1 protein-coding gene and 1 pseudogene are annotated in these 753 nt (G+C 62.9%); both read left to right on the forward strand.

The window, feature by feature from the left end:
- Positions 1-226: pseudogene (locus tag IC66_RS0125505) on the forward strand (gephyrin-like molybdotransferase Glp); the annotation flags it as partial.
- 45 nt (positions 227-271) lie between these two features.
- Complete coding sequence (locus tag IC66_RS0125510) at positions 272-505, forward strand: sulfurtransferase TusA family protein (protein WP_028142272.1); 234 nt, start codon at positions 272-274, stop codon at positions 503-505.
- The last annotated feature ends 248 nt before the right edge of the window (positions 506-753 follow it).

A 753-nucleotide genomic window follows, 5' to 3' on the forward strand; every position in this document is an offset into this window, starting at 1 on the left:
GGCGGCTTTCACCTACAAGAAGAAGGCGGGCCGGCGCGAATATGTTCGCGTCTCCTTGCGGCGGGCGCAGGACGGCACGCTGGAGGCGGTGAAGTTCCCGCGCGAAGGGGCCGGGCTGTTGTCCTCGCTGGTCGAGACCGACGGCCTCGTCGAGCTCGGTGAGAGCGTCACGGGCGTCGAGCCAGGGCAGGACGTAGGCTTTTTGTCCTACGCCGATCTGCTCTAGCGGCCTTGCGTTGACGCCATCGATCGGTCCCGCCATGTTGCGCCCATGACCAGAACGACGCTCGATCTCACCGGACTGAAATGCCCGCTGCCCGCCCTGAAGACGCGCAAGGCGCTCAAGCCGTTGCAGCCGGGCGATCAGCTCGAGGTCCACTGCACCGATCCCTTGTCGGTGATTGACATTCCGAACCTGATCCGCGAGACCGGCGACAAGGTCGAGATCACCGAGCGCAACGAGGCGCGCATCGTGTTCCTGGTCGAAAAGAGCGACGCCCCGTAGAAAGGCGAATATTCACGGCGGCGACGTTTGACTATGTTGCCTGCGCGGGACACGGCCGGAACTTCGCTGCAATGCGAAAGGCGCCGATTGGTGCCGTGCATGAGCTCAAACCCAAGTCTCTCAAACCCAAGACCCTCAATCCCAAGACCCTCAATCCCAAGACCCTCAAACCCAAGACTCTCAAAGACGTCGGGCATGACTTTCTCAACATCGAGGGCAAGCGCTGCTGCAGGTCCCGCGGCGGGGGG

The sequence above is a fragment of the Bradyrhizobium genomosp. III genome (assembly GCF_000261705.1).
Classification (GTDB): Bacteria; Pseudomonadota; Alphaproteobacteria; order Rhizobiales; family Xanthobacteraceae; genus Bradyrhizobium; species Bradyrhizobium ottawaense.